Below are 24,743 nucleotides of genomic sequence, written 5' to 3' on the forward strand. Positions count from 1 at the left end.
TATTGGAAAGGTTCTGTGCGTTCCTCCACTTCCCCGGCTGATTCCAGTAGCAGTGAACCCACAACGGCCTCTGAAGCCCGCCTGCCCTTGATGCAGCGGGTTATGGTCATGGGGGGCCTGGCTTTGATGGCCGGGGCGGTTTTTATCGATGGATGGCATATAAACCAGAGCATTAACGAGCCCCGATGGGAAGGATATGAGCCAGCTCCCTTGGTGATGGAGGGGGGCGACCCTTATATTCGGGCATTGATGCGGACAATTTCTTACAGCGAGGCCAACGACCCTCAGCCCTATTCCCTGTTGTATGGGGGTGAGCATGTGGAGGACTTAAGCCAGCATCCTGACCTTTGCGTACCGATTGTGGCTGGGCCGAATGTGGGGGACTGTACGACTGCTGCCGGGCGCTATCAGTTTATTACCACCACATGGGAAAGTCAGGCCCACCGTTACCATCCCGATCCAGATGGCTTTTGGATCTGGCAGGAATATAGCTTTGCCCCCGAGTATCAGGATGAGGTTGTTTACGGCTGGTTAAGTGACCCGACAGACTGGGGAACTGACCTATCGCAGCTCTTACGGGACGGACAGTTAAATGAGGTCCTCTACATTCTGTCTCCGACCTGGACAAGTTTAGGGCACGGTATTGAGACCAATGATTTATCTAACGACCTGCCCTGGGTTTACGAGCAGGTGCTTCAGGAAGAGTTGGAGACTGTGTCTCCATAAGAGGCCTAATCGCCTAGTTATAGATGGGGTGTGGTGAAAGGGGCACTTTGTTCTCCTTTCACCACACCCCATCCACATTTGTACGACCTCAGCATCAATTTTAGCGACAGCTATTTTCGTTAGGAGATCAGGCAAGAGTGTGTGCTTTGCACACACTCTTGCCTGATCTCCTAACGAAAATAGCCAGGCGTATAGGGACAAATCTGATGATCGAAGCTGTATTTTTGAGCAAAACCCCCGTAAATCAGTGTGTCTTAGCTAAAAATTTCGTTGAAATTAGGGATTCTAATCAATCAATTTCGTAGCCCAGAAAACTGAATGGGTGGGCTTTTGAGCTTGATAGACGTGAAGTTAGGTAGCCTGATCGCGCAGGCTACCCGTGACGCCTACTAATGGCTAAATTTGCCGATTTTTGCCCAAAAACCGAAGGTCATTTTTTGGATTAACGGAAAAATGAGGCGAAAAATTCCGGAAGTCTACATAAATTAAAGGTTTTGGCGATCCACATTCGATCAGTTGCAACTAGAATGAAGCATTGAAAATCCTGGCTCATAAGGGTTTCAGCCATTTTGTGCTAAAACCGAGCCACGGATCGCCCATGGGTCTCCCTGGAGGCCGACATTTCAAATCCTGCTAGAACAACTCGAAGGAGATTCTCATGAACAAAGGTGAACTGGTAGACAAGGTTGCCGAGAAGGCCAACGTCACGAAAAAGGTTGCTGACGGCGTCCTGTCCGCTGCGATCGAATCCATCATGGAAGCTGTATCTCAAGGCGACAAAGTAACGCTGGTCGGCTTTGGTTCTTTTGAACCCCGCGAGCGTAAGGCTCGTGAAGGCCGCAACCCCAAAACTGGGGAAGCGATGGAAATTCCTGCTACCAAAGTGCCTGCGTTTTCTGCGGGCAAGTTGTTTAAGGAAATGGTTGCCCCTGAGAAATAAGCCTGGGAATTTGTGCAGAGTTTCCTGTGACAAGCTTTTTAGACGGAACGCAACCTGCACATGGGGGGAACTTAGCCTGGGCAGCTTCGCTGACAGGCTGTTCCCCCCTTTCACTGTTGGATTTTTCTGCCAGCATCAATCCTCTTGGGCCACCAGAGTCCGCGATCGCTGCCATTCAGGCCAACCTCCAGCAACTTCGTCATTATCCCGACCCTAGCTATAGAGAATTGCGCCATGCCCTGAGCCAGTGGCATAAGATACCAGCCGAGTGGATTTTGCCGGGAAACGGAGCGGCTGAGCTGCTCACCTGGGCTGGACGCGAGTTAGCAGAGCTGGATGCAACCTACCTGGTTAAACCGGGCTTTGGGGATTACACCAGAGCTTTGACGGCTTACCAGGGCACTATCCTTCCTCTGCTATTGCCGTTGGATCGATCGTCAGGGAATCTGGCTCGACCCTTTCCCAAAGTACAGGCGTTACCGGGCCGCACCGGGTTAATTATCAATAATCCCCACAATCCAACGGGTTATCTGTTTTCCCGGACCTCCCTGAGGCCAATTTTGGACCAATTTTCCCTGGTCATTGTGGACGAAGCCTTCATGGATTTTGTGGGGCCGGAGCCTGCCGAGAGCGTGGCTCGTTGGGTGATGGAGTTCCCCAATCTAGTCGTCATTGGTTCCCTGACGAAGTTTTATAGTTTTCCGGGGTTGCGACTGGGTTATGCGATCGCCCACCCCGATCGCCTCCGTACCTGGCAGGAATGGCGCGACCCCTGGAGTGTGAATAGCTTAGCTGTGGCAGCGGCGATCGCCGTCCTTCAGGATCACACCTTTCAGCAGCAGACTTGGAATTGGTTGTCCGGAGCGCGTTCACAACTGTTCGAAGGGTTACAGAAGATTCCTGGACTAGAACCCTTTCCGGGAACCGCTAATTTTTTGTTGGTGCAGTCAAAAATCTCGGCTATTGCCCTGCAACGGCAGCTTCTTCAGCAAGACCAGATTTTAATCCGTGATTGCGTTAGCTTTGCAGAGTTAGGCGATCGCTATTTCCGGGTCGCTGTTCGCACCCAACCTGAAAATCAACGCTTGCTGGATGCTCTCCAGCGATTGGTTTCGACGTAACGTAGCAGGGATCATGGCCGTTGATTACGATCTCATCATTTTAGGTGGCTCCTCCTTGGGCCGAGATGTAGCCTTAGCAGCAGCCCATTACAAAGCACGGGTGGCCCTGGTTGAGCCACCAACTACAAGGAGTTGGACAGCCGATCTCACCTTTCATACACTTCGCCAGTTGGGGCAGACCCAGAGCGCGACCTCCACTGCCATCCTACCCGGTACTTCAGAGGCCGCTTTGAAGCTGGCTCGGCAGCGGCTCGAGAGTTTTCAGGAAGCACTTTCTATTGCCCATCTCAACAGCCTCGGGGTAGACGTCCTGGAGGGAGAGGCAGAATTTACCTCCCGTCCCTGGGTCAGCCTGCGGGTCAACAGGCGAGTATTGCGATCGCGCACCTACCTGCTTCTCCGCCCCCACCGCACCCTTCTGCCCAACATCCCAGGGTTGGATAACACCAACCCCCTTGTGCCAGAGGAGCTTTGGGAATCGGATATTTGGACTCAATCTTCCCGGCGGATTACAGTCCTGGGAGGCGGAGCGATCGCCTGCGAACTGGCTCAACTGCTTGCCCGCTTTAGCCACCATGTCACCCTGATTTCAGAAACCGCCCTTTTGCCTGACCAGGAACCAGAGGCAGCACGGTTACTTCAGGCAGTTTTGGAATCGGAAGGGGTTACAGTTATAGCCCCGACAGCCATTAAACGGGTACACCTGGAAGCAGGGCAGGCTCAGGTACAAACGTTGGTGGGAGCGATCGCCAGTGACCTCCTGATTGCCACAGGGTCAGCGATCCCCGATGTCAGCACGCTGAACCTGGAAGGCATTGGCCTAAAACTGATGGGGGCCAACTTACCAACCAACGCCCGCATGCAAACTAGCATCCCGAATATTTATACCTGTGACACGCTGGCTGGTGCTCAAGTTGCGCTCAAAAATGCGCTATTCATGCCCATTTTTCGCATACCCCGACGGCATATTCCCCAGGTTGTTTTTACAGATCCACCCCTGGTTTCCTTTGGGCTCACACAAATCCAGGCCCGACAACGGTATGGAACTCACTACCACTGTCTTCGCCAGGATTTTCTCAGTCGGTCCAAAGCTTATACTCGGCAACAAATCACCGGACATTACCAAATTTTGGTACACTCCTCAGGCCGAATCTTGGGCGGCTATGTTTTCGGCCCTGAAGCAGAAGAGTGGGCAGGCCTCTTTATCATGGCCCAACGCCACCGCATTCCTTTGCAGCAGCTCCTACATCTACCGCTACCTTCACCTAGCTTTGCTTCGGGGGTACAGGCGATCGCCCAGGACTGGCAGACCCTCCAACTAACCCAACACCCCTGGCTGCTCCGACGACTCGATCACTGGTTTGACGCTCGCAGGTCCTGGATGCGGTGATCTCGGTTGAGTGGCGATGCGATGTAGCGCTACATGCTCTTATTTTTGAGAAGCCGCAGCGAATGCGACCCCACAAAAATAGAGTGTCCTGGTCAAGGTGTATCAGGCTATACACGGTTAACCCTGTAACACGCCATCGCAAAATTCCAATAGCTTGGTGAGGCGATCGCACACTTGCTGCAACCGTTGCTGTTGAGTTGCGACTTGTCGTGCTGATTGTAGAAATGCCACATCCGTACTCAAGAGCCGCAAGTTCCGGTTGATTTCAGTCTGAACGGATTGCACGAGGGAAGGCAGCTCCAGTTCAGCCGAAGTTGCCAGAATTTGCTGCTGAAAATGCTGCTGAATAGCCTGAAAGCTTTTTTGGAGAGCGCTAGTATGTAGAGAAGATGGAGCCATTAGGGCGGGTTGGGCGATCGCCTGCATCGCGTCTAGCATCTGCCGCAGGTCAACATAAGGCTGGTGGAGAGGCTCTGGCAATATGCTCATAACGGCATAGGGGCGGGGGATAAATCAAGAGGTTAGTCTCTGCCCAATTATCGATGATGCCGCTGCATGTCTTACGCCATTTTCAGGGGAAAGGGAAGCATCAAGCCTGTTGTTAGCGATCCCCGTGTAGCGCTTGTTACGAGATTGTGAGCGCGAAATTAAGCGAATGTAAAGAAGTCTGTATATACTTATAAAACAAGAATTGGAAGTGGTTTTCCCATACGGGCAAGCTGCTACATTAACGTAATCCTTTCACTCCGTTTCCTCTGGCCTGTCGCTTTCTGGCCGCCATGGGGAACAATCCAATTCAACTCCTCATCCAGCGATCGCTCTCGGCAGCGCTGCTACGATTCACCTTTCAATACCAGAAATTAGAATTTGGACTCCCCAAACTCTACTATTCTACATCTACCTATAGAACATTAGATCTACAAATTTCTGTTTTAGATTTTAATTCGCATTTACCCTCCGCCCTGCGTTCAGGAGTTGCCTTATGGTAGTGGCCTCTGCTATTCCATTCGATATTGTGTTACCCGACTGGCTGCAATCGTGCTTGTTGTCGGAACGATCGCCGACTCTCGAACCGACAGAGCACCCCGAGGCCGATCGATCCCTGGTGTGTGAGGCGTTTCAGTTTGCCTATAGCCTGCACGAAGGCCAACGACGAGCATCGGGTGAGCCTTACATTGCCCATCCTGTCGCTGTGGCGGGATTGCTGCGAGATTTGGGCGGCAGCAGTGCCATGATTGCCGCAGGTTTCCTGCACGACGTCGTCGAGGACACTGACGTCACCCCTGAAGAACTGGAAAAGCGCTTCGGCTCAGATGTACGACATCTTGTGGAAGGAGTCACAAAGCTTTCAAAATTCAACTTCTCCAGCAAAACCGAGAGGCAGGCCGAAAACTTCCGGCGCATGTTCCTGGCGATGGCCCAGGACATTCGGGTGATTGTGGTGAAGTTGGCAGATCGGCTTCATAACATGCGTACTTTGGAACATCTGCCTGATAGCAAGCGTCGCCGCATTGCCCAGGAAACCCTGGATATCTTCGCTCCCCTGGCTAACCGTTTGGGGATCGGACGCTTTAAGTGGGAGTTGGAAGACCTATCCTTCAAATACCTGGAGCCAGAAGCGTATCGAGGCATCCAAAATCTAGTTATAGAGAAGCGGGCTGACCGCGAAGCCTATTTAGACGAAGCGGTGGAGCTTCTTCGTCCTGAGCTAGCTCAAGCGGGGATCAAGATCGCAGAAATTAATGGACGTCCAAAGCATCTCTATGGCATTTACCAGAAGATGCAGCGACAGCAGAAAGAATTCCACGAAATCTACGACATCACTGCGATTCGCATTATTGTCAAAGCTGCCGAAGAGTGTTACCGAAGTTTGGCGATCGTCCACAACCAGTTCCGCCCCGTTCCTGGTCGCTTCAAGGACTATATTGGGCTTCCCAAACCCAACCGCTACCAATCCCTTCACACGGTCGTGATTGGCCCGAATGGGCGTCCCATTGAAGTGCAGATTCGTACCGAGGAAATGCACCACATTGCTGAGTACGGGATCGCCGCCCACTGGAAGTATAAGGAGGCTGGGCACTCGGCAAGCAAGCTCTCCTCTGATGACGAAAAGTTCACCTGGCTGCGGCAACTCCTGGATTGGCCGAGTGATCTGAAAGACGCTCAGGAATACCTCGATAATATTCGCACAAACCTTTTTGATGATGAGGTATTCGTTTTTACACCCGGTGGTGATGTTATTGCCTTAAGCCAGAAGGCGACTCCAGTAGATTTCGCATATCGCATTCACACCGAAGTTGGGAACCATTGCGCTGGAGCCAAAATCAACGGACGCATGGCGCCCCTGGAAACTCAGTTGAAGAATGGCGACATCGTCGAAATCATTACCCATAAGAACTCACACCCCAGCCTGGATTGGCTCAACTTCACCGTCACCGCCGGGGCGCGCAACCGTATTCGCCAATGGTATAAGCGATCCTATCGAGAACAGAATGTACAGCGGGGCCGTGATCTACTGGAGAAGGAATTGGGCAAACAGGGATTTGATGCCCTGCTCAAGTCAGAACCTTGCCATGCCGCTGCTGAGCGATGTAACTATCACAGTGTCGATGATCTGCTAGCGGCTCTTGGTTATGGCGAGATCACCCTCAACCTAGTAGTCAATCGCCTGCGGGAGGAGATCAAAGCTCGCCAACCTATCGCACCTGCCAGCCATCAGGAAGACATTAACAACCTGATCCCACTGCCTACCACCCAACCGGCTCGCCCAGTCAACCGTTCCAGCGATTCACCTATCGTGGGAGTTGAAGGGTTGCTTTATGGCCTGGCGGGTTGCTGCAATCCCATTCCTGGGGAGCCGATTATTGGTATTGTGACGATGGGCAGTCGCGGCATTTCTATCCACCGTCAGGGATGTAGCAATGTAGACCATATCCCGGGCGATCGCCTCATCCCAGTTAGCTGGAACGTCGCGTCTGAGCACGACAGTCGTCCCCATACCTATCCTGTTGAAATTCAAATTGAGGTAATTGACCGGGTTGGGGTTCTTAAGGATATTCTGTCCCGCCTCAGCGACCATAACATCAACGTGCGTAGTGCCCAGGTCAAAACCTTCCCCGGTCAGACTGCCATTATCAACCTGGGAATTGACATTCAGGACCATGCCCAGTTGGAGCGCACATTCACGCAAATTCGCAAGATGAGTGATGTGCTCCAAATGCGGCGAGTCTGCCAGGTTGAGGATTAATTTCCCTAGTTGTTCGCCAGGCGAACTTTGACACGTTGAGGAACTTTGAGGGGTTGATGCAGTGTGCTTCGCGCATTACCCCCTCAAAGTTCTTTTAGTGAACGACTAGCAGCAGAAATCAAACATAGGCAGACTTAGGAGGTTTCTGCATAAGAATCTACCCAAGATGTTGGTGCTTTGCCCGCTTCGCGGGCAAAGCACCAACATCTTGGGGGTAATTTCATTGTTGGAAATCTCCTTAAGCCGTTAGGTGCCGGGGCAGATGTGAATTTTCAGGAGAGAGAGTTGAGGCCATCCCTCCTGAGAATTCACATCTACCCAAACCATTGTGGACTAGTAGGCTGAGGCCTAAGTTCGCAAACTATGTTTTTGTGTAGGGTGCTTCGCACCCTACACAAAAACATAGGTGATGGATTTCCGCCTCAGCGTACTAGTAAAGAAGGCAGTGGGTTAACCACTGCCTTCTTACTCGTAACTGCGTCTTCAGCTATCAAACGGAGAGAGAGGGATTCGAACCCTCGTTAGAGTCACCCCTAAACAGCATTTCCAGTGCTGCGCCTTCAACCGCTCGGCCATCTCTCCAGGGGGGTTCACCGCATTTAGCACTCTTTTTAGAAGGGCCAGGAGGTGAAAAGTTATTTATTCAATTCCGAGTTTTGATAGTAGCAGAGAAGGAGGTCACAAGCAAAGTATTTTTTTGAAATTGCTAGTTTTGGCATAAATTCCCGAGGGAATCTTGGTTTCTCCAAAAATTTCAGGACTTACGCAAGCCCGCTATCTGTAGTGTATTTGTGTTGTAGGTGGGGTGCTTCGCACCCCACCTACAACACAAATGCGTAAGTCCTGAATTTATGCCAAAACTAGCAGCAAGCTTTCTCCACGGAATACCTGAGAACTTATGCATTCTTTTATATGTGAGGTGCTTCGCAACCCATACAAAAGAATGCATAAGTCCTACATCTATTTTCTGTAGAGAGGATAGAACTAGCTCCGCGCTCTCCGCACAAAGCAGGCAGTAAGGATATGATGACGAATGGATCTTATTTGAGTTGTGCCAACGAGCAAGCCGCTGATTATGCCCAAGTTATATCCGGTTCACATCCACTATCGCCAACAGGGAACGCATCACACTGTGGAAGTGCCGGGCGATCGCTATATCCTTCAATCGGCCGAAGAGCAGGGTGTCGAGCTGCCCTTCTCCTGCCGCAACGGAGCCTGCACCGCTTGCGCTGTGCGTGTCGTTTCTGGCGACCTGCGCCAACCCGAGGCCATGGGTCTTTCCCCTGAATTACGTGCCCGTGGCTATGCACTGCTCTGCGTTAGCTATGCTTGCTCAGAACTGGTGGTTGAAACCCAGGACGAAGATGAGGTTTACGAACTGCAATTTGGTCGCTACTTCGGACGGGGCAAAGTGCGGAGAGGATTACCGTTAGATGAAGAGTAAGGTCTGTCAAGGTCATTTTTTCGTGCACGAAGCACACGAAAAAATGACTTTGCAACCAACTTTAAGACACACCCTGGTTTGGGAAAGTGATGAGGGGGGCACAACATGCCCCCCTCATCACTTTCGGGGTTAGGTCAACTTGGTAGGTCACGATATTCGCGGAAATTCGGTTGCAGAAATGAACATCAGGAAATAAGGGTATTTACGGCTTTTCCTAACCAGAAGCGAGGGAACCATAAGGGCGATCGCAACTCAGGATGTTTCGCGACTGATGGTTCGAACTGCGGCCTTACTGATTCAGCTTTTTCTCATCGCTGTAGTGACCTGTGGGTTACTGCTGGTGGGAGGGCGTTCACCCGCTGCATCGCCTCCCGTCGATGAGCTGGTGCGGGTAGCTGCCGTTCACAGTGGTCAATCTCTAGAAGTGTCGAGTGCGCGATCGCCCCTGGCAGAATCCGTGCGGTTATTAGGCATTGATGCCCCTGACTCACGGCAAGAACCCTGGGGTCCAGAGGCGACCCATCAACTGGAACAGTGGTTGAAAGGCCAAACGATAAGACTGGAATTTGACGGCACGCTCCAGGATGCTTACGGCCGTAAAGCAGCCTACGTATGGTTGGGTCATGAGCTCATCAACGAAAAACTTGTGACCGAGGGATGGGCATTAGCACAGGGGAGCATGGCGTTCTCCTCCGGCACCCGCTCCACCCGTTATGAGCAGCGACTGATTGCGGCCCAGGAAAAAGCCCGCCTTTTACAGCGGGGTATCTGGAGTGCAACAGCACCGCTGCACCAAACCCCGGGAGAATTTCGGAAGCAGGAGGCTCTATGATTCATAAGGGTTTATCCGTGCTCTCCCTGAATCCTTCATTCGCCATTCCTATGCTGACGCCCGATCAACTGCGCTGCCATTTGGATATTGCTTCAGAAGCGGCTCTGACTGCTGGAGCTATTTTGCGATCGCACTTTGGCAAATTAGAATCCATCCAGAAAAAAGGAGCATCGGGCAACTTGGTCACTGAGGCCGATCATGCCGCAGAAGCTGCCATTCTCGAAGTACTGACCCGACATTATCCTGACCATGCCATTCTGGCAGAAGAAGGGGGGCGCTTAGGTAACGCAGAGAGCCCTTATCTGTGGGCGATCGACCCTCTGGATGGCACCACAAACTATGCCCATCAATATCCCGTCTTTGCGGTGTCTATTGGTTTACTTGTGGAAGGCGTGCCCTATCTAGGTGTCATTTATGACCCCATGCGGCAGGAATTGTTTCAGGCAGGGAAAGGGTTAGGTGCATGGCGAAACCGTCAACCCATGCAAGTCTCTGAAACCGACTCGCTTCAAGAAAGTTTGCTCGTCACTGGATTTGCCTACGATCGCCGCCAAACTTCGGATAATAATTATTCCGAATTTTGTCATTTGACTGACCTCACCCATGGTGTTCGACGAGCAGGAGCCGCAGCCCTGGACCTGGCCTATGTTGCCTGTGGGCGTTTGGATGGCTACTGGGAACGGGGCCTTTCCCCCTGGGATATGGTGGCAGGAGTTATGTTAGTCGAAGAAGCGGGAGGCCGGGTAACGGCCTATGATCAGAGCCCTTGGGATATGCATTCTGGCCGTATTCTGGCCACAAATGGAAGCATTCATGAAGAGCTAAGTAAATCGTTGATAAACTTCAAACCTTTATCGGATTTTGTCCGAACGAATACCTAGAATACAGGTTAGCGAAGTAAACTGATTAAAGCCTTTTGCAAAGTCAATTCGAGTCCCCCCGGCATGTTATTCAAGATTGAGCAAGGTCTATTTACTGCCGAATTCACCGATTATCACGCTGTTTTGGGCGTGCCGGTTGATGCGGAACCGAAAGACATTCGCAAGCATTATCTGAAGCTCGCGCGTCGCCTCCATCCGGATAGTTGCGCTAAGGAAAGTGAAAGCGATCGCAAACGTGCCGCCGAGTTTCTCTCCAAAATGGTGAACCCGGCTTACGAAAAGCTTTCCGACGAAAAAAATTACACCGAATATCAGCTGCTTCTCAAGCTGAAAGGGCAACAGGCCTTACGTCAGCAGGACACCATTATGTTGTCCAGCGACGTTGCCCGCAAGCTTGCCACCGAGCGAGGCGCGATCGAAGCGGCGTATCAGAATGCCCTTAAATCGCTGGCGAGTGAACAGTATCACCATCTAGACAGAACCCTTGAGCTGACCGGGCAGATCAGTGAGTTGAACATGATCTACCTGATGCGGAAGGCCAGCGAAGGCGACATGCCAGCGATGGGTGGGCCACGCCCCGCGCAAAGCGCTGCCGCTGGGACAGCCGCTACAGGGAGCAGCCCTGCGGCTACTGCAGCTCCCACAGCGACTGCTCAGAAAACTGCGCCCACACGGGAGTCCATTGTGGCATCCTACCTACGGCGGGCTCAGGAATTTGAAAACAAGCAAAATTACACCGCAGCCATTAAGGAGCTGCGGGATGGTTTGCAGATTGATCCCCAAAACGGCACGACCCACTGTCGGCTGGGGGTGGTGTACATGAAGGCCAACCAGGCCACAATGGCCAAGATTCACTTCCGCAAAGCACTGGAGATCAACCCGCAGGATACGGTTGCGCAGCAGGGGATGAAGCGCCTCGACCCTAACAACCAGAGCGCGGCTGCCGCTCCCCAGCATAACGCTCCAGCAAAGGGAGCCAAAACGCCACCAAAAAGTGGAAAATCAGAAGGTGGCGGCCTATTCGGCCTATTTGGTGGGAAGAAAAAATAATGGTTTATCAACCGCCCACGGGGGCGCGGGATTTATTCCCGGTCGATGTTGCACAAAAACGATGGATTGAAGATCGCCTGCAACAGGTTTTCCATCGGTGGGGTTATCACCGCATTATTACCTCAACGCTAGAGCGGATGGACACGCTCATGGCAGGTGGTGCCATTGAGCGATCTACGGTGATTCAGCTCCAGGACCGCGATGAAGAGTTGGGAATGCGGCCCGAACTCACCGCATCGATCGCTCGGGCAGCAGCAACTCGTATGGCTGGGGCGGCTGAGCCGTTGCGCTTCTACTACAACGCGAATGTGTTTCGGCGATCGCTCCAGGACGACTTCAACCGTCAGCAGGAGTACTACCAGGCGGGCGTCGAGTTGTTGGGGGCTGGAAGTGTAGCCGCTGATGCTGAAGTGCTGTGGCTCCTGAGCGACTGTGTGCAAAACCTGAACCTGGAGAGTTGCCACCTGGTTCTGGGAGAAGCAGGACTGACGCGATCGCTCTTCTCAGCCTTTCCCGAAGCGGTGCGTAAGGATGTGCGGGAAGCGATCGCTACCCTTGATCGCATTGGGTTAGAGGCTCTGCCGCTGTCGCCAGAGTTGCGCGATCGTGCCCTGCTGCTACTGGATTTGCGAGGTCGCCCTCAGGATGTGCTACAACGGGTTTCCAGCCTGCCATTGGACGAGAGCCAGCAGGAGATGGTGCTGCGGCTTAAAGCCCTGGTTGAGCTGCTAGAAGACCAGGACGCAGGCACAGTGCTTCCCTCGCTCATTCTAGATTTGAGCCTGATCCAAACCTTCGATTACTACACTGGAATTGTCTTTGAAGTGGTCAGCTCACCCGAAAGCGGACGGCGAATTTTGGCACAAGGCGGACGCTACGATCAACTCTTGGGTCTTTACCATCCCCAGGGACAAAGCAGCCCCGGTATCGGGTTTGTATTTAATATCGAAGATCTGCATCAGGTGCTCCTGCCATCGGGGCAGCTCCCCCTGCAAACGGCTGAAGTGGATTGGCTGGTGGTTCCCCAAACCCCTGAGGCAATGGGAGCGGCCTTTGCCCATGCAAAGCATCTCCGGCAATCCGATTCTGTCTGTGTGGAGATGGAGTTGGGGTTGGGGTCATCGGCCGATGAGGTGCGGAACTATGGGCGCGATCGCCGTATTCGCCAGATCGCCTGGGTAAAAGCAGATGGCAGCGTAGATGTAGAAACGCTACGATCTTGACCCTTTCTGCAAGAGGACCAGACCCGGATGTTCTTAGGAACATCTGGGTTGCGTTCGTTTAGCCCCTAATAGGCTAAAAACCCTTGCGGCAGCGTTGTTGCATCCAACGACACTGCCACAGGAGTTCCAGCACAGCAACACTTCGATAACCTCAGTTCGGGATAAGCTGAAGCGCTCAATTTGGCGTGCGCTTTGCGCACGCCAAATTGAGCGCTTTCGAGGCGCACTTTGCGCTCCTTAAAAAAGCCCATTTTGGCTTATCCCGAATTGCAGTTAAATAAGGCAGGCTAGAACTAGGACAGACCTGTTAGGCTGAAGTATGAACCGTTTGTAACAAGCCGATTTCCTGAGACGAGACACCATGCCCCACACAATTGTGACGAACACCTGCGAAGGCGTGGCCGACTGCGTAGACGCGTGCCCTGTTGCCTGCATCCACCCCGGCCCCGGCAAGAATACCCAGGGTACCGACTGGTACTGGATCGATTTTTCTACCTGTATTGATTGCGGCATTTGTCTGCAAGTGTGCCCGGTGGAAGGTGCGATCGTTCCCGAAGAGCGGCCCGATTTGCAAAGCACGCCAAGCTAAATTCAGGTTGAATTACCGTGTGCATCGTGCATGGTAATTCAACGGATACCCCTTCTCATTTGGGTAAGACACAGGGAAGGATATGGGACACGCCTAAACCCCTTCTCTGTGTCTTACCCAAATGAGAAATGCTGTGGGGCTTGAATTTTCATGCGAGATCTACTGAAAATCCAGCTCAACGAAACAATAATTTTAACCCTGTTGAATTTTAGCCTCTGCCATGAGCGATCCCATTCTCATCGTTGAAGATGTGTACGCTGGTTACATTAAGGATCTGAATATTTTGCAGGGGATCAACTTCCGGATCTACCCTGGGGAATTGGTGGCCGTGATTGGCCCCAATGGCGCAGGAAAATCGACCCTGGCGAAGACGATTTTTGGGTTGCTCACCCCCAATCAAGGCACCATTACCTTTCAGGGGCGATCCATTGCGGGCCTAAAGTCTGACCAGATTGTGCAGCGGGGCATGTGCTATGTGCCACAGATTGCCAACGTGTTTCCATCGCTAACCGTTGAAGAAAATCTGGAAATGGGAGCGTTTACCCGCAATACGCCGCTGGCTCCCTTAAAGCAACGCATTTTTGACGCCTTTCCGGTACTGGCAGAGCGGCGGCACCAGAAAGCCGGAACGCTTTCGGGCGGTGAACGGCAACAACTGGCGATGAGCCGGGCCCTGATGCTCGATCCACAACTGTTAATTCTGGATGAGCCATCCGCGGCGTTATCACCCATTTTGGTGAACGAGGTATTTGAGCGAGTACGGCAGATTAATCAGATGGGAATGGCCATTATGCTGGTTGAGCAAAATGCCCGTAAAGCGCTTGCTATGGCCCATCGAGGATATGTGCTGGACTCAGGGCGCGATCGCTTCGAAGGCCCTGGCCCTGACCTCCTGAATGACCCCAAAGTGGGTGAACTCTATCTGGGAGCTGCTTCGCTGCAACGGTAATCGCTCATGACCGACGTATTCTACGCCCTTGCCCTACATACCAGCAGCCCTGATCTGGGGCTGGCCCTGAGCAACTTTGCCGGGGACGATCGCCAACAGGCGTGGGACTTGGGGCGAGACCTATCAACTCACCTGCACGGTAAGTTAGCGGAATTTTTGAAGCCCCAAATCTGGGCTGATCTAAAGTTTATGGCAGTTGCCACTGGGCCTGGCAGTTTTACCGGAACTCGTATTGGTGTAGTAACGGCCCGAACGCTGGCTCAGCAACTCAACATTCCTCTATATGGCATTTCGTCCCTGGCCGCGATCGCTCATCACACTTACCAACAGAAATTCTCCGGACAACCAGAACAACCTTACCTAGCGATCGCCCTCCCTGCCCAGCGGGGCCAACTCCACACGGCCATTTTTGCCTGGGAATCAGGGCAGTTAAAAGAAGTGGCAGGCGATCGGGTTCTTTCCCCTGAAGATTGGAAGACGCAGTTATCTCAACACGCACACCCTTGTGAGGTGATTACCGTTGAAGGGGGATTGGGACACACGACTCTAGATGTTTTGCAGTTAGGTTATGGAATGTGGCAGAGGGGCGATCGCCGAGAATGGGCATCAGTCGTGCCTTATTATGGTCAACATCCAGTCGAACGTTAGTAGAAGAGGGTGGGGTACTTGGTACCCCACCCTCTTCTTTTGAGCTATGACAGCTTACCGTTTACGATAGGGAACCGCATTTGCGATATCGATGTCGTAAACAGAGCGTCGAGCCGGAGAAGGAGACACCGGAGCCAGGCTGCGGGCCATCTTGGAAAACAGTGCAGGATCGCCACTCTTGGGCTTTTGGTCGTAGGGCTTGTAGCTGCGTACCACATCTTGCCAAATGGTTTGGGGGAAGCCCAATTGGTTACGGTAGTAGGCGTCGTAGCGGGGCGAGGTGATGTTAAAGGGAATCTCGCCAAGCTCACGGCTAGGTAGGAGACGACGACGATGGTAAGGAACTGTGTTCTCACCAAAGTTATCGATGTACTCATCGCTGTTAAGGAGTTCATCCACAAAGCCTTTCACACCTTTGGTCATGACAACAGCTGACCAGGCGATTTTTTCACGCTCATTGTAAACTTTGCGTCCTAAGACCTTTTCAACGCAATGTTCAACGAAGCGGTAGTTGCTGTTCTTATTGTAGAAACTGTCGATAAAGGTTTTGGATAACAACAATCCACGGATGAAATCCCGGACAGTAATTTGCCGATTACGCAACTGAGATTCAAGGGCAACTTCACGATCCCATGCAAAGGCATGGAAAAAGATTTGACGATAGGCTGCGTTGATTAAATTGTCTACTTCGGATGGGGAGTAGCAATCATCAGTGGAGTAAATAATGGCTTCATCGTCCCTTGCCCCCAGCGCGTCGACGCGCTGATTGGGACAGGAAGGAGGATACGCTAATAGAGGAATAGCCACGTTTACATAAACTCCCAACTTACTAAACTTGCAAGAGTATTTCGAACATCATAAGGGGATCAGCGAACCCAATCTGTATCTGCTCGGTAAAATGTTACAGACTTTAATTGTTAGAACTTTTTGAAGAAATATTAAGCTTTTAATTTTTGCCAGCCTCATATTTTTGTGAGTTTGTCTTCAGTTTTTTAAACCGAGCTGAAAAGCTAGATGCGGCGAAGAACATCCGTCCATCTAGCTTTTCAGCTCTATCACTTGATCAAAATTCTTGTGGTGAAGTGTAGTTTTTCTTCATATTTCTTAATTAACTCCGCCTTGCAAGAAAAATATTTGCACAAAATATGCACAAATAGATTGGTTTAATCAGGGCAGTTCAAAAACCTATGGGTTCTTGACTGATCGGGTTAAGGTCCAACTTTTCCAGCATATTTGTGGGCGGGAACACTCGCACACCTTTGATTGTTGTCGATACCCTGTCGGTTGTAGGCAATTTACTTTCAAGGTGTATTCAATCCACTTAGATATCCTGGAGAAATGAGGTTGATGAAACGAATCTGATTGTTCGTGACTTCACAAATAACGGCTTTCATTAAATGGAATGCAGTGCCATTTTATGTGGCTATTTTGACGTGCCGTTATTTGCAGCGTTAATTTTTCAAACACCTTAAGAATCACGGAAAAGTTCTTACTTCATCATCTTAGTGGGGAAGCAAATATGGCTGGATTACAAGAAGCATCAAAACTAGGTATTAAACCGTTTGAAGATGTGAAACCCGTTGAACTGCGGGCTAAGCGTACTGAAGACGATGTGCAAGCGGTAATTTGGGCAGCCTATCGCCAGGTTTTAGGGAACGAGCACCTGATGGAGCGCGATCGCCTCGTCGGTCCCGAATCCCTACTGCGTCAGGGCAGCATCACCGTTCGTGATTTTGTGCGGGCGATCGCTTTATCCGACCTCTACCGGGAGAAGTTCTTCTATCCCAACTTCCATGTGCGGTTTATTGAATTGAACTTTAAGCACCTGTTGGGACGGGCTCCTTACGATCAAGAAGAAATTTCTTCTCATCTGGATATCTACATCAACCAGGGCTACGAAGCAGAGATTGATTCCTACATCAGCTCTGAGGAATATCAGAATAGCTTTGGCGATCACGTGGTTCCCCATTACCGCGATTTTCAGGTAGATCATCCCGGTAGCCGGGCGGTTGGCTTTAGCCGTCTGCTTCACCTCTACCGTGGCTATGCCAACAGCGATCGCTCTCAGGGCCAAAAGCAACCCAAGCTTACCTGGGATGTAGCCCGGAATGTGGCTTCCCCCGTCAGCGTTCCAACGTCCGGTACTCTGTCGGGTGCCGTCGGCGGTAGCCGGGGTGATGTCTATCGGCTCCGTGTCCAGCAGTCGGCTTCCCCCAACTCGGCCGTTGTGCGGCAGAGCACGGTAGAACTGCTCGTACCCTATGACCAACTGACTACCAAGCTGCAACAACTCAACCGCGCTGGGAAGAAAGTGGTCAGCGTTACGTCAGTCTAGACCCCCAACCCTGGATTGGTATAAAACCCATACCAATCCAGGCGGTTAATCCCATCAATGATTACTGAAGGAGAACTTATCGGTGGCTATTACAACAGCGGCAGGTCGTTTAGGAACCTCTGCATTTGGCGATGCATCCCCTATAGAGTTGCGCCCCAATGCGACCCAAGGTGAGATCGAGGCCGTTATTCAAGCGGTTTACCAGCAAGTATTGGGCAATCCCCATCTGCTCAAGTCAGAGCGACTGGTGATTGCTGAGTCTTTGCTGCGCGATCGCAAAATCACCGTACGGGAATTCGTGCGGCAGGTGGCCAAATCCAGCCTGTACAAAGAGAAGTTTTTCCACAGCAGCTTCCAGAGCCGCACCATTGAGCTGAACTTCAAGCACCTCCTGGGTCGGGCTCCCTATGACCAGGCAGAAATTTCTGAGCACCTGGATCGCTATCAGAACGAAGGCTACGATGCCGATATCGATTCCTACATCGATTCTGCTGAGTACGATGCCTTCTTCGGCGAAAATATTGTGCCTTTCTACCAAGACCTGGTAACCACTGGGGTTGACCAAAAGTCCTCGGGCTTTGCCAACCTATTTGCTCTGTATCGCGGTTATGCGAGCAGCGATAGCGCCCAGTTCGCGGGTGGTAGCCCTCGCCTGGTAAATGCGCTGGCTCGTAATGCTGCGTCTACTGTGGTGCCTCCTTCTGGTGGAGCGGGTGGCTTTGCCTACCAGGCTTCCGCAAAAGGGAATGCGTCTTACAGTGCCTTTGGGGGTTCCAAAGCCTTCTCCAGCCAGCTCTACCGCATTGAGGTTGCTGGCATTGCCGGGCCAGGCTATCCCAAAGTACGCCGGGTTAACAAGTCGGTGATTGTTCCTTATGAAGAGCTGACCGTTCACATGCAACGGGTGCAGCGTCAGGGTGGCAAGATCGCTAGCGTTACCCCTCTCTAGATTTCATCCTTTGAATCCGTAGGAAATGGCGTGGTGCTTTACACCACGCCATTTCTTATATAGCCTTTGCGTTAGTTCAATACCTTCATCATTTTTCCCAAGGGCTTGAGAAAAATGGCGAACATGTTGTTAGTTAACCTGAGTTCGGGTTAAGGGCGTTTTCAAGTGCCGCGCGTTGCGCGGCACTTGAAAACGCTCATTTTGGCGTGCGCTTCGCGCACGCCAAAATGAGCACTTCAGCTTATCCCGAACTGAGGTTAGTTAGGACGTACTTTGAGGCCGACTAAAAGGGTCATTTCACGCATGAAGCAAACGAAGAAATGGCTTTTAAGACAGACTCTCGTCATAGCTTCAGTAAGGGCGGGCAATTTGCAGGATGTTAAGCTCTTGAGAAAGTATCTGTCTACAGGCGGAAGTGTTCGTATTTTGCATAAAGCCTGTATTTGAGGCGATCGCAAGAGGATCATCCATGTTGAGCCGCGCCAAGCTGGGAACCAAATTTACGGTTATTCTGCTGCTAGTCTTGTTGCTTGGTAGTGCGCTGGGAGGATTGGTGCTGTCCAAAATCTTGCAACACCGAGCAGAAGAAAAAATTACGGCTGAAGGATTGGTATTAATGGAATCAATCAAAGCCGTGCGCACCTACACGGATGAACAGGTGCGTCCGCTCCTGGAGGCACAACTTGCGCAGGATGAGTTCGTGCCAGAAGTGGTGCCGGCCTATGCTGCTCGTCGTACCTTTGAAAATTTTCAGGCTCGGAGTAGCCAATTTAAGGACATGCGCTACAAGGAAGCGATGCTCAATCCGACGAATCCTAGAGATAGAGCGGACGCCTTTGAGGAAGATTTAATCAAGCGACTGTTGGCATCATCAGAACCCGAAATTTCAGGGTTTCACACGGTTCCCGGGCAGGGGCAGATGTTTTATAGCGCTCGCCCCATTGTGATTGAATCCGAATCCTGCCTGCGCTGTCATGGACGGGTAGCCGATGCTCCTGCGCAGATGATCGCCCTATATGGTACGCAACGCGGCTTTAATTGGAAATTGAATCGAGTGGCAGGAACGTCGGTCGTGTATGTCCCGGCCGAGACGGTGTTTCAGGAAAGCCGCCGGGCTTTTTCGTCCGTCATGAGTATTTTTGTGGGGGCGTTTGCGATCGCCCTCTTTGGTCTCAATCGCCTACTGAAACCCGCAGTGATTCAACCCGTTCAACATCTGGCCCGAATTTCACAAAGGATCTCTGCAAACGAAATTAAATCTACCGACGATCTGGAATTGGCTGACAATCATCGTCTCAACACCTTGACCAAGCGCCAGGACGAACTAGGACAGTTGGGTCGCATTTTCCAAACCATGGTGAATGAAGTGCTGGCGCGGGAAGCCCACTTGCGACAGCAAATTCAGACATTGCGCATTGAAATCGACCAGACACGAAAACAGAAGGAAGTCGATGAGATTGTCGAGAGCGATTACTTCAAGGAATTGAAAGCCAAAGCTAAGCAGATTCGCAAACGCAAGAACCCACCTAGCGAAGGAACATAATTCACCACTACACTAGCAATTCTCAGTATGGGCTTCAAAACTGAGAGTTCGTGCCCTTCGGGCACGAACTCTCAGTTTTGAAGCCCGAAAATAGCCCGCCTTCAGCGGGCTATTTTCGGGTTGAATTCCAAGATGAGAATTGCTGCCACTAAACCAGAAACGTTTGAAGAGGATAACTTGTTATCCCCTTCAAACGTTTCTGTGTGAAAAAGCCGCGCAACGATTCAGGCAGAAAGCTTGATGCATCAAATCCGAAAAATCTTTCGTGTTGGATGCATCCAAGAACCCATGGCTCACGTACTACGTACAGTTCTTATTAATCCGCATAGGTCTTGGAAAGGTTGTTTTTCTGAGCGCTAAGCGCAAGAGACATCATCCTTTTGAAGGCTGCTCAACCATGACCAGAAATTTTGAAACGTTGATTTTCCAGGGGTGTTACCCGCGATAATCAACCTCTTCAAAACGGTTCAATCCTCTTAGATGCGGGTAACACCTGTATGTCCTTTTGCCGGAAGAAACTACTATGAAGCCTCTCAAAAAATTGGTTCGTAATGCCCTCCTGGGCGCTTTAGCCTGCCTTTCTCTGGTGATGGTTACTCCTGCCGTGGGCACTGCTGTCTCGTCCCAACCCCACTCCTTCGTTAGCACCCATTCCGCTGATTCTCTGGAAGGTAGCTTGACCGCCAATCTACAAGCAGCAGAGTCTGTGTTACTGGCTCAGGGCATGACCAATGGCATGATGACCTCCTATGTCGCCATTCTGAGCAAGAACAATGTCGTACCGACATCTCCCATGACAGAAGCACGGGGAACGGTAGGTGCTGTACTGATGGGCGATCGCCTCGTCGTACGGGGCAGCTTCAGGAACCTATCCAGCCCCATGCGAGACTACGCCACTGACCCTGTTGACCCACCCAACCCCAATATCACTTCGGCCTTCCACATTCACCGGGGTGAGCCTACTGCAAACGGGCCATTCCAGTACGCCTTGCAGGTCATGATGGATGACACGGGGCGAGGAGGTATGGCAATGGGCGAGTATACACTGACCCCTGAACAGTTGCAGGCCCTATCGGCTGGGCAGTTGTACCTCGATCTGCACACAACCCAGAACCGCGCTGGGGAACTGCGTGGCATTCTCATGCCTGCCGCTTAGAGAGCAGCTTTTGCTTGTGTGTGCCCCAAGGGCATACACAAGCAGCTTCATTCACTTACATAGCCATCGAATCAGCCCTTGCTCTGCGAGGGGCTTCAGTCCCTTATTCAAGCGATCGCCCCAAAGCAAAGGGTTTTAGCCCTTGTTTCAGAAGATTAGATATTTCATGCACTGTATACGCCAAATATCAACTCTTCAAACACGGCTCTATAGGGTTTAGTATAGGTGTCTCAATGCGGATGAAATCTGCGGGAAGTGTTCTCGACCCTGTATGTATGCAGCCTGAGCTAAGCAGCAGTGCGGACAACTTGACCCTGACCGATGCGGCCTTGTATAACGCAATGCGAGCTGGCCAGAGGTATGCCCTGGGTCAACTGTACGCGCGGCACGCTGCCTTAGTGTACGGTCTGGCCCTGAAGGTGCTGGGCGACACCCAGGAAGCCGAGGACTTAACTCAGGATATTTTTCTAACTTTATCTCGCACAGATTCTTACAACCCTCAGCGCGGATCACTGCGTACCTATCTGGCGATTTTGACGCGATCGCGCGCCATTGATCGGGTGCGATCGCGCAAAACTGCTACCAATCTCCTCAGCCGATTCAATTCCAGCAACGAGCAAGACGCTGCTAATTCACCCATGGATTATGTCTTTGAACAGGAACAAACCCAGGAGGTACGGGCAGCACTGGCGCAGTTGTCAGAGCATCAACAGGAAGTGCTGCGCAAAGCCTATTACGAGGGCATGACCCAGGCCAAGATTGCTGAACAACTTGATCTTCCTCTGGGTACCGTCAAAGCCAGAGCACGGCAGGGATTGATCAAGCTGCGGCAGGTCCTACAAGCACAGGAGAGTGAGTCACCATGAAGGAACCCCTCTCAGCCGAAGCGCTACAGGAATTAATTGCCGGATATGTCCTCTATGACCTCACACCCGAGGAGTCGGAGTTACTAGAGGGTTTGATGGCGAATAATCCAGCGATCGCCACTGAAGTAGCCCGCATGCAACAGGCACTTGAAGTTTCCTATGAGGTGGCAGAGCTGGCTCCCCCAGCCCATCTACAAGAGGCCATTCTAGCGGCCAGCACGGCCCCTGAGCCATCGGTTGTAACCTTGTCCAAACCCGTTCCATTGATGCGTCCTGCACGACGTTTTCCGGCGTGGGGAGCAGTGGCAGCAGCGACCATTGTGGCGTTGGGAATCAGCAATGGGGTGTTGTGGCGATCGCTTCAAACCACTCGGCAACAATTGGATCAAGCAGAAGCCGTGATCCTGGCACTCCAACCCACTGATTCTCAAGTGTCGGGAAATGTGACGGTAGCCGTCAATCCAGAGAACTTAGCCGCAACCCTTACAGCCGAAAACTTACCTCCCTTACCTTCAGGTAAAGTCTACGTGCTGTGGACGGTACTGGAACCCGACGCCCCCTTCACGACAGACGCCAAAAATGCAATTCTGACTCAAACCTTTACGGTGGACGCCAGAGGCCAAAGTTCAGAGCAACTCGTAATGCCAGCGGCTTATCGGAGCACAGAATTAGCGGCGATCGCCATCACCGTCGAAGACGCCAGTGCTCCCCAACGGCACCAATCCAAACCCATTCTGATTCGTAAGCTGTAATCAAGACCTACATTCTCGTGTCGGGAACCTGAATTCAGGTTGAGGACATTTTGCAGGCCAAAATGGGACTTCAGCTTATTCCGAACTAAGGTTAGGAAATTGACAGAAACTCCATACTTTTCACGAACGACAAACTGAAATAACTCGCTTAATCTATAGGGGAGATGCACCTGTTCGACCTCCTTATGGTTATGCAAACCTTTACCTACGAGTCGGTTTGGCGCGATTCCCAGAAAGTAAATTGGCGGGTGGACGACCTGATTGGGCCTGACAAACCCCTCGATTTCACCAAACGCTTCTTGCCCGAGTCCCTTGCCCGAGTTGAGGAACTGACGTGTCTCAACCCCAAGGAGCAGCTCATTCTTAACCACATTCGGGGCAATAGTTATTTGCACCTGTTTGTTTTGGTAGAAGCCTTCATCATTCCAATGGTGTTGGATCAGGTGAAAAGAATGGGATACGAAAACATCTTCGCGGCCCAAGCTTTATTGGGATTTGCCGAGGAGGAAGGGAAGCATATTCATCTGTTTCAACAATTTGCGAAGGCATTTGAGCAAGGTTTTGGTAGCCCATGCCTCTGTATTAGTCCTCCTGAAAAAATTGCTGCAGCTATCCTCGATCGCCATCCTCTGGGAGTGTTGCTCTTGACGTTGCAATTTGAGTGGACGACTCAGAGTCATTACCTGGAGAGTGTTCGTAACAACAACGAAGATTTAGACCCGCGATTTTGTGACCTGTTAAAGTACCACTGGCTGGAAGAAGCCCAGCATACCCGGTTGGATACTCTGCTGGTTTGTGAGTTAACCCAAGTCCTTGAACCCAGCATGATTGAGCAGGTTATGGAGGATTACCTTAAGGCGGTACACCTCCTCCACAATACCCTCATGCAACAGGCACAGTTGGATTTGCAAAGCCTGGAGCAGGCCATTGGGCGATCGCTCTCTCCCCCAGAACGGGACACTATCCTTGCGGGGCAGGAACAAGCCTATCGGTGGGGCTTTCTCTGTGCAGGGTTAACGCATCCAAATTTTATCGGTGTCCTTGGTAATCTCAGCCCGTCCTATAAAACACGGGTTACAGAGCTGGCTAAAACCTGGTCCTGAGATTACGGATATTGTTCCAGACACCTATGAGATTCAATAGCCGTTCTAGAGATTGTTTTTTCGTGTGATGCCTACAGAAAAACAAGCTAACAAGTTCCAATCAATTGCTGAACTACAAGAAGCCGCAATTCCCAAAGAACTGCGGCTTCTATGTTTTCTACAGTAGTGTTACGTCAGTTCGGGTTAAGGGTTTTTTGGAGTGCCGCGCTTCGCGCGGCACTCGAAAAAACCCTTAACCCGAACTGAGGTTAGTGTTCTAGCCGTGTGGATGTGGGGTGTGAAATACACTACATCTACACGCTATATAGGGTTAGATGCTTGCTCAAACTCATTCAACTTCATAGCAGACTTGGTTTATTCCTGAATACTTTTACAAGTGAAATTGCAGATTAACAGTTTACATACTTACCTGAACTTACCTGAACTTCGTCTTGTTCTGTTTTCATACTCTTCTCCATACTTTCCTGTAAAGACAAAGCCTTTCATCTTCCGTATCGTAGAAGCATGGAGGTTATCCAAACCAAGCAGCCCTCCAAACAACGCTCAGACAATTCAACCATTCACAGTTGATTGAATTGAGCCGGAAGAGAAAGGGCGATCGCAAGCTTTCAAGCTGAATTCGGTTCTGGAACCCCTTTGGGTTTTAGCAACAACAGTCTGCTTCCCCTTGAAGCAACGGCTGATAGATTGCTGTGCCCAAATCACTTAAGTTCGCTGCTTCATTCACCTAAAAGGAAAAACGATCATGCAACTCAATTATCGTGGTCAAGCTTACCCGTTATCCAACAGCATTGTTGAACGGATGGAAGCAAAAACCCAGGTTCAGTATCGTGGGCAGTCTTACTCCCTGCGAGGTGTGATCGAGCCATCGAAAAAGCCTACCGCACAACGGTTACGCTATCGTGGCATCTCCTATGAATGCTAGTAGTCGTGTTGATGGTGAGTGAATTGCCCTTCATTCACCATCGCATTGAGCGAGTCATTCACAAAATGGCGATC

At 51.3% G+C, this 24,743-nt stretch carries 23 protein-coding genes and 1 tRNA gene; 21 read left to right on the forward strand and 3 right to left on the reverse strand.

Going from position 1 to position 24,743, the window contains the following annotated elements; translation table 11 throughout:
* The first annotated feature begins 15 nt into the window (after positions 1–15).
* The 4 genes from NDI52_RS08835 to NDI52_RS08850 all read left to right on the forward strand — a co-directional run bounded on the left by NDI52_RS08835 (position 16) and on the right by NDI52_RS08850 (position 4,177).
* Entirely contained in the window at positions 16–726 is a 711-nt protein-coding gene (locus NDI52_RS08835) for a glycoside hydrolase family protein (RefSeq protein WP_347280075.1), read from the forward strand.
* A 658-nt stretch (positions 727–1,384) separates the two neighbouring features.
* Positions 1,385–1,666: an HU family DNA-binding protein gene (locus tag NDI52_RS08840; protein WP_190772692.1), complete on the forward strand. Its 282-nt coding sequence runs from the start codon at positions 1,385–1,387 to the stop codon at positions 1,664–1,666.
* A 26-nt stretch (positions 1,667–1,692) separates the two neighbouring features.
* Positions 1,693–2,787, forward strand: coding sequence for a threonine-phosphate decarboxylase CobD (gene cobD / locus NDI52_RS08845; RefSeq protein WP_190772691.1), 1,095 nt, complete (start codon positions 1,693–1,695; stop codon positions 2,785–2,787).
* Positions 2,788–2,800: 13 nt separating this feature from the next.
* Positions 2,801–4,177: an FAD-dependent oxidoreductase gene (locus tag NDI52_RS08850; RefSeq protein WP_190772690.1), complete on the forward strand. Its 1,377-nt coding sequence runs from the start codon at positions 2,801–2,803 to the stop codon at positions 4,175–4,177.
* A gap of 117 nt (positions 4,178–4,294) precedes the next feature.
* On the opposite strand, the gene patD is transcribed toward NDI52_RS08850, so the two are convergent.
* The gene (gene patD, locus NDI52_RS08855) at positions 4,295–4,666 is read right to left on the reverse strand and encodes a heterocyst frequency control protein PatD (RefSeq protein ID WP_190772689.1); all 372 of its coding nucleotides are present in this window, start codon (positions 4,664–4,666) and stop codon (positions 4,295–4,297) included.
* A 493-nt stretch (positions 4,667–5,159) separates the two neighbouring features.
* Between patD and NDI52_RS08860 the strand changes: the two genes are divergently transcribed.
* Complete coding sequence (locus tag NDI52_RS08860) at positions 5,160–7,424, forward strand: bifunctional (p)ppGpp synthetase/guanosine-3',5'-bis(diphosphate) 3'-pyrophosphohydrolase (protein ID WP_190772688.1); 2,265 nt, start codon at positions 5,160–5,162, stop codon at positions 7,422–7,424.
* Positions 7,425–7,919: 495 nt separating this feature from the next.
* Here the strand turns inward: NDI52_RS08860 and NDI52_RS08865 are convergent.
* Positions 7,920–8,006, reverse strand: a tRNA-Ser gene (locus NDI52_RS08865).
* Positions 8,007–8,499: 493 nt separating this feature from the next.
* Here NDI52_RS08865 and NDI52_RS08870 point away from each other — a divergent pair.
* From NDI52_RS08870 to tsaB, 8 genes are all read left to right on the forward strand, one after another.
* Positions 8,500–8,868 (forward strand): 2Fe-2S iron-sulfur cluster-binding protein, encoded by a 369-nt coding sequence (locus tag NDI52_RS08870; RefSeq protein WP_190772687.1) that lies wholly within the window; start codon positions 8,500–8,502, stop codon positions 8,866–8,868.
* 271 nt (positions 8,869–9,139) lie between these two features.
* Complete coding sequence (locus tag NDI52_RS08875; protein ID WP_190772686.1) at positions 9,140–9,700, forward strand: thermonuclease family protein; 561 nt, start codon at positions 9,140–9,142, stop codon at positions 9,698–9,700.
* On the forward strand, positions 9,697–10,581 hold the full coding sequence (locus tag NDI52_RS08880; protein WP_347280074.1) for an inositol monophosphatase family protein: 885 nt from the start codon (positions 9,697–9,699) through the stop codon (positions 10,579–10,581). The genes NDI52_RS08875 and NDI52_RS08880 overlap by 4 nt, the downstream gene beginning before the upstream one ends.
* A gap of 63 nt (positions 10,582–10,644) precedes the next feature.
* On the forward strand, positions 10,645–11,631 hold the full coding sequence (locus NDI52_RS08885) for a J domain-containing protein (RefSeq protein WP_190772685.1): 987 nt from the start codon (positions 10,645–10,647) through the stop codon (positions 11,629–11,631).
* The gene (locus tag NDI52_RS08890) at positions 11,631–12,854 is read left to right on the forward strand and encodes an ATP phosphoribosyltransferase regulatory subunit (RefSeq protein ID WP_190772684.1); all 1,224 of its coding nucleotides are present in this window, start codon (positions 11,631–11,633) and stop codon (positions 12,852–12,854) included. The genes NDI52_RS08885 and NDI52_RS08890 overlap by 1 nt, the downstream gene beginning before the upstream one ends.
* A gap of 361 nt (positions 12,855–13,215) precedes the next feature.
* The gene (locus NDI52_RS08895) at positions 13,216–13,443 is read left to right on the forward strand and encodes a ferredoxin family protein (RefSeq protein ID WP_190772683.1); all 228 of its coding nucleotides are present in this window, start codon (positions 13,216–13,218) and stop codon (positions 13,441–13,443) included.
* A 220-nt stretch (positions 13,444–13,663) separates the two neighbouring features.
* The gene (locus tag NDI52_RS08900; protein ID WP_190772682.1) at positions 13,664–14,392 is read left to right on the forward strand and encodes an ABC transporter ATP-binding protein; all 729 of its coding nucleotides are present in this window, start codon (positions 13,664–13,666) and stop codon (positions 14,390–14,392) included.
* A 6-nt stretch (positions 14,393–14,398) separates the two neighbouring features.
* Complete coding sequence (tsaB, locus tag NDI52_RS08905) at positions 14,399–15,040, forward strand: tRNA (adenosine(37)-N6)-threonylcarbamoyltransferase complex dimerization subunit type 1 TsaB (protein ID WP_190772681.1); 642 nt, start codon at positions 14,399–14,401, stop codon at positions 15,038–15,040.
* 54 nt (positions 15,041–15,094) lie between these two features.
* Here tsaB and NDI52_RS08910 read toward each other — a convergent pair whose 3' ends face one another.
* On the reverse strand, positions 15,095–15,847 hold the full coding sequence (locus NDI52_RS08910; RefSeq protein WP_190772680.1) for a phycobilisome rod-core linker polypeptide: 753 nt from the start codon (positions 15,845–15,847) through the stop codon (positions 15,095–15,097).
* 712 nt (positions 15,848–16,559) lie between these two features.
* On the opposite strand from NDI52_RS08910, the gene NDI52_RS08915 reads away from it, so the two are divergent.
* The 8 genes from NDI52_RS08915 (at position 16,560) to NDI52_RS08950 (ending at position 24,669) form a co-directional block, all read left to right on the forward strand.
* Entirely contained in the window at positions 16,560–17,375 is an 816-nt protein-coding gene (locus tag NDI52_RS08915) for a phycobilisome linker polypeptide (RefSeq protein WP_190772679.1), read from the forward strand.
* 82 nt (positions 17,376–17,457) lie between these two features.
* On the forward strand, positions 17,458–18,324 hold the full coding sequence (locus tag NDI52_RS08920) for a phycobilisome rod-core linker polypeptide (protein ID WP_190772678.1): 867 nt from the start codon (positions 17,458–17,460) through the stop codon (positions 18,322–18,324).
* A gap of 469 nt (positions 18,325–18,793) precedes the next feature.
* On the forward strand, positions 18,794–19,867 hold the full coding sequence (locus NDI52_RS08925; protein WP_190789511.1) for a DUF3365 domain-containing protein: 1,074 nt from the start codon (positions 18,794–18,796) through the stop codon (positions 19,865–19,867).
* 523 nt (positions 19,868–20,390) lie between these two features.
* The gene (locus NDI52_RS08930; protein ID WP_190772676.1) at positions 20,391–21,023 is read left to right on the forward strand and encodes a CHRD domain-containing protein; all 633 of its coding nucleotides are present in this window, start codon (positions 20,391–20,393) and stop codon (positions 21,021–21,023) included.
* Positions 21,024–21,262: 239 nt separating this feature from the next.
* The gene (locus tag NDI52_RS08935; RefSeq protein ID WP_242035944.1) at positions 21,263–21,889 is read left to right on the forward strand and encodes a sigma-70 family RNA polymerase sigma factor; all 627 of its coding nucleotides are present in this window, start codon (positions 21,263–21,265) and stop codon (positions 21,887–21,889) included.
* Positions 21,886–22,641 carry an anti-sigma factor gene (locus NDI52_RS08940; protein WP_190772675.1) on the forward strand — a complete coding sequence of 252 codons (756 nt, stop codon included), beginning with the start codon at positions 21,886–21,888 and terminating at the stop codon, positions 22,639–22,641. Before NDI52_RS08935 ends, NDI52_RS08940 begins: the two co-directional genes overlap by 4 nt.
* A 191-nt stretch (positions 22,642–22,832) precedes the next feature.
* The gene (locus NDI52_RS08945) at positions 22,833–23,744 is read left to right on the forward strand and encodes a hypothetical protein (RefSeq protein WP_348250400.1); all 912 of its coding nucleotides are present in this window, start codon (positions 22,833–22,835) and stop codon (positions 23,742–23,744) included.
* A gap of 745 nt (positions 23,745–24,489) precedes the next feature.
* Positions 24,490–24,669, forward strand: a complete 180-nt coding sequence (locus NDI52_RS08950) for a DUF4278 domain-containing protein (protein ID WP_190772673.1) — start codon at positions 24,490–24,492, stop codon at positions 24,667–24,669.
* The last annotated feature ends 74 nt before the right edge of the window (positions 24,670–24,743 follow it).

The organism is Leptolyngbya sp. PL-A3 (genome assembly GCF_039962325.1).
GTDB lineage: Bacteria > Cyanobacteriota > Cyanobacteriia > Elainellales > Elainellaceae > Vacuolonema.

What these genes read in the sequence shown, in the direction of transcription:
- NDI52_RS08840 (WP_190772692.1), top strand. Translation starts at nt 1,385, where the DNA reads ATGAACAAAGGTGAACTGGTAGACAAGGTTGCCGAGAAGGCCAACGTC.
- NDI52_RS08850 (WP_190772690.1), top strand. Translation starts at nt 2,801, where the DNA reads ATGGCCGTTGATTACGATCTCATCATTTTAGGTGGCTCCTCCTTGGGC.
- patD (WP_190772689.1), bottom strand. Translation starts at nt 4,666, where the DNA reads ATGAGCATATTGCCAGAGCCTCTCCACCAGCCTTATGTTGACCTGCGG.
- NDI52_RS08860 (WP_190772688.1), top strand. Translation starts at nt 5,160, where the DNA reads ATGGTAGTGGCCTCTGCTATTCCATTCGATATTGTGTTACCCGACTGG.
- NDI52_RS08870 (WP_190772687.1), top strand. Translation starts at nt 8,500, where the DNA reads ATGCCCAAGTTATATCCGGTTCACATCCACTATCGCCAACAGGGAACG.
- NDI52_RS08875 (WP_190772686.1), top strand. Translation starts at nt 9,140, where the DNA reads ATGGTTCGAACTGCGGCCTTACTGATTCAGCTTTTTCTCATCGCTGTA.
- NDI52_RS08880 (WP_347280074.1), top strand. Translation starts at nt 9,697, where the DNA reads ATGATTCATAAGGGTTTATCCGTGCTCTCCCTGAATCCTTCATTCGCC.
- NDI52_RS08885 (WP_190772685.1), top strand. Translation starts at nt 10,645, where the DNA reads ATGTTATTCAAGATTGAGCAAGGTCTATTTACTGCCGAATTCACCGAT.
- NDI52_RS08890 (WP_190772684.1), top strand. Translation starts at nt 11,631, where the DNA reads ATGGTTTATCAACCGCCCACGGGGGCGCGGGATTTATTCCCGGTCGAT.
- NDI52_RS08895 (WP_190772683.1), top strand. Translation starts at nt 13,216, where the DNA reads ATGCCCCACACAATTGTGACGAACACCTGCGAAGGCGTGGCCGACTGC.
- NDI52_RS08900 (WP_190772682.1), top strand. Translation starts at nt 13,664, where the DNA reads ATGAGCGATCCCATTCTCATCGTTGAAGATGTGTACGCTGGTTACATT.
- tsaB (WP_190772681.1), top strand. Translation starts at nt 14,399, where the DNA reads ATGACCGACGTATTCTACGCCCTTGCCCTACATACCAGCAGCCCTGAT.
- NDI52_RS08915 (WP_190772679.1), top strand. Translation starts at nt 16,560, where the DNA reads ATGGCTGGATTACAAGAAGCATCAAAACTAGGTATTAAACCGTTTGAA.
- NDI52_RS08925 (WP_190789511.1), top strand. Translation starts at nt 18,794, where the DNA reads ATGTTGAGCCGCGCCAAGCTGGGAACCAAATTTACGGTTATTCTGCTG.
- NDI52_RS08930 (WP_190772676.1), top strand. Translation starts at nt 20,391, where the DNA reads ATGAAGCCTCTCAAAAAATTGGTTCGTAATGCCCTCCTGGGCGCTTTA.
- NDI52_RS08935 (WP_242035944.1), top strand. Translation starts at nt 21,263, where the DNA reads ATGAAATCTGCGGGAAGTGTTCTCGACCCTGTATGTATGCAGCCTGAG.
- NDI52_RS08940 (WP_190772675.1), top strand. Translation starts at nt 21,886, where the DNA reads ATGAAGGAACCCCTCTCAGCCGAAGCGCTACAGGAATTAATTGCCGGA.
- NDI52_RS08945 (WP_348250400.1), top strand. Translation starts at nt 22,833, where the DNA reads ATGCAAACCTTTACCTACGAGTCGGTTTGGCGCGATTCCCAGAAAGTA.
- NDI52_RS08950 (WP_190772673.1), top strand. Translation starts at nt 24,490, where the DNA reads ATGCAACTCAATTATCGTGGTCAAGCTTACCCGTTATCCAACAGCATT.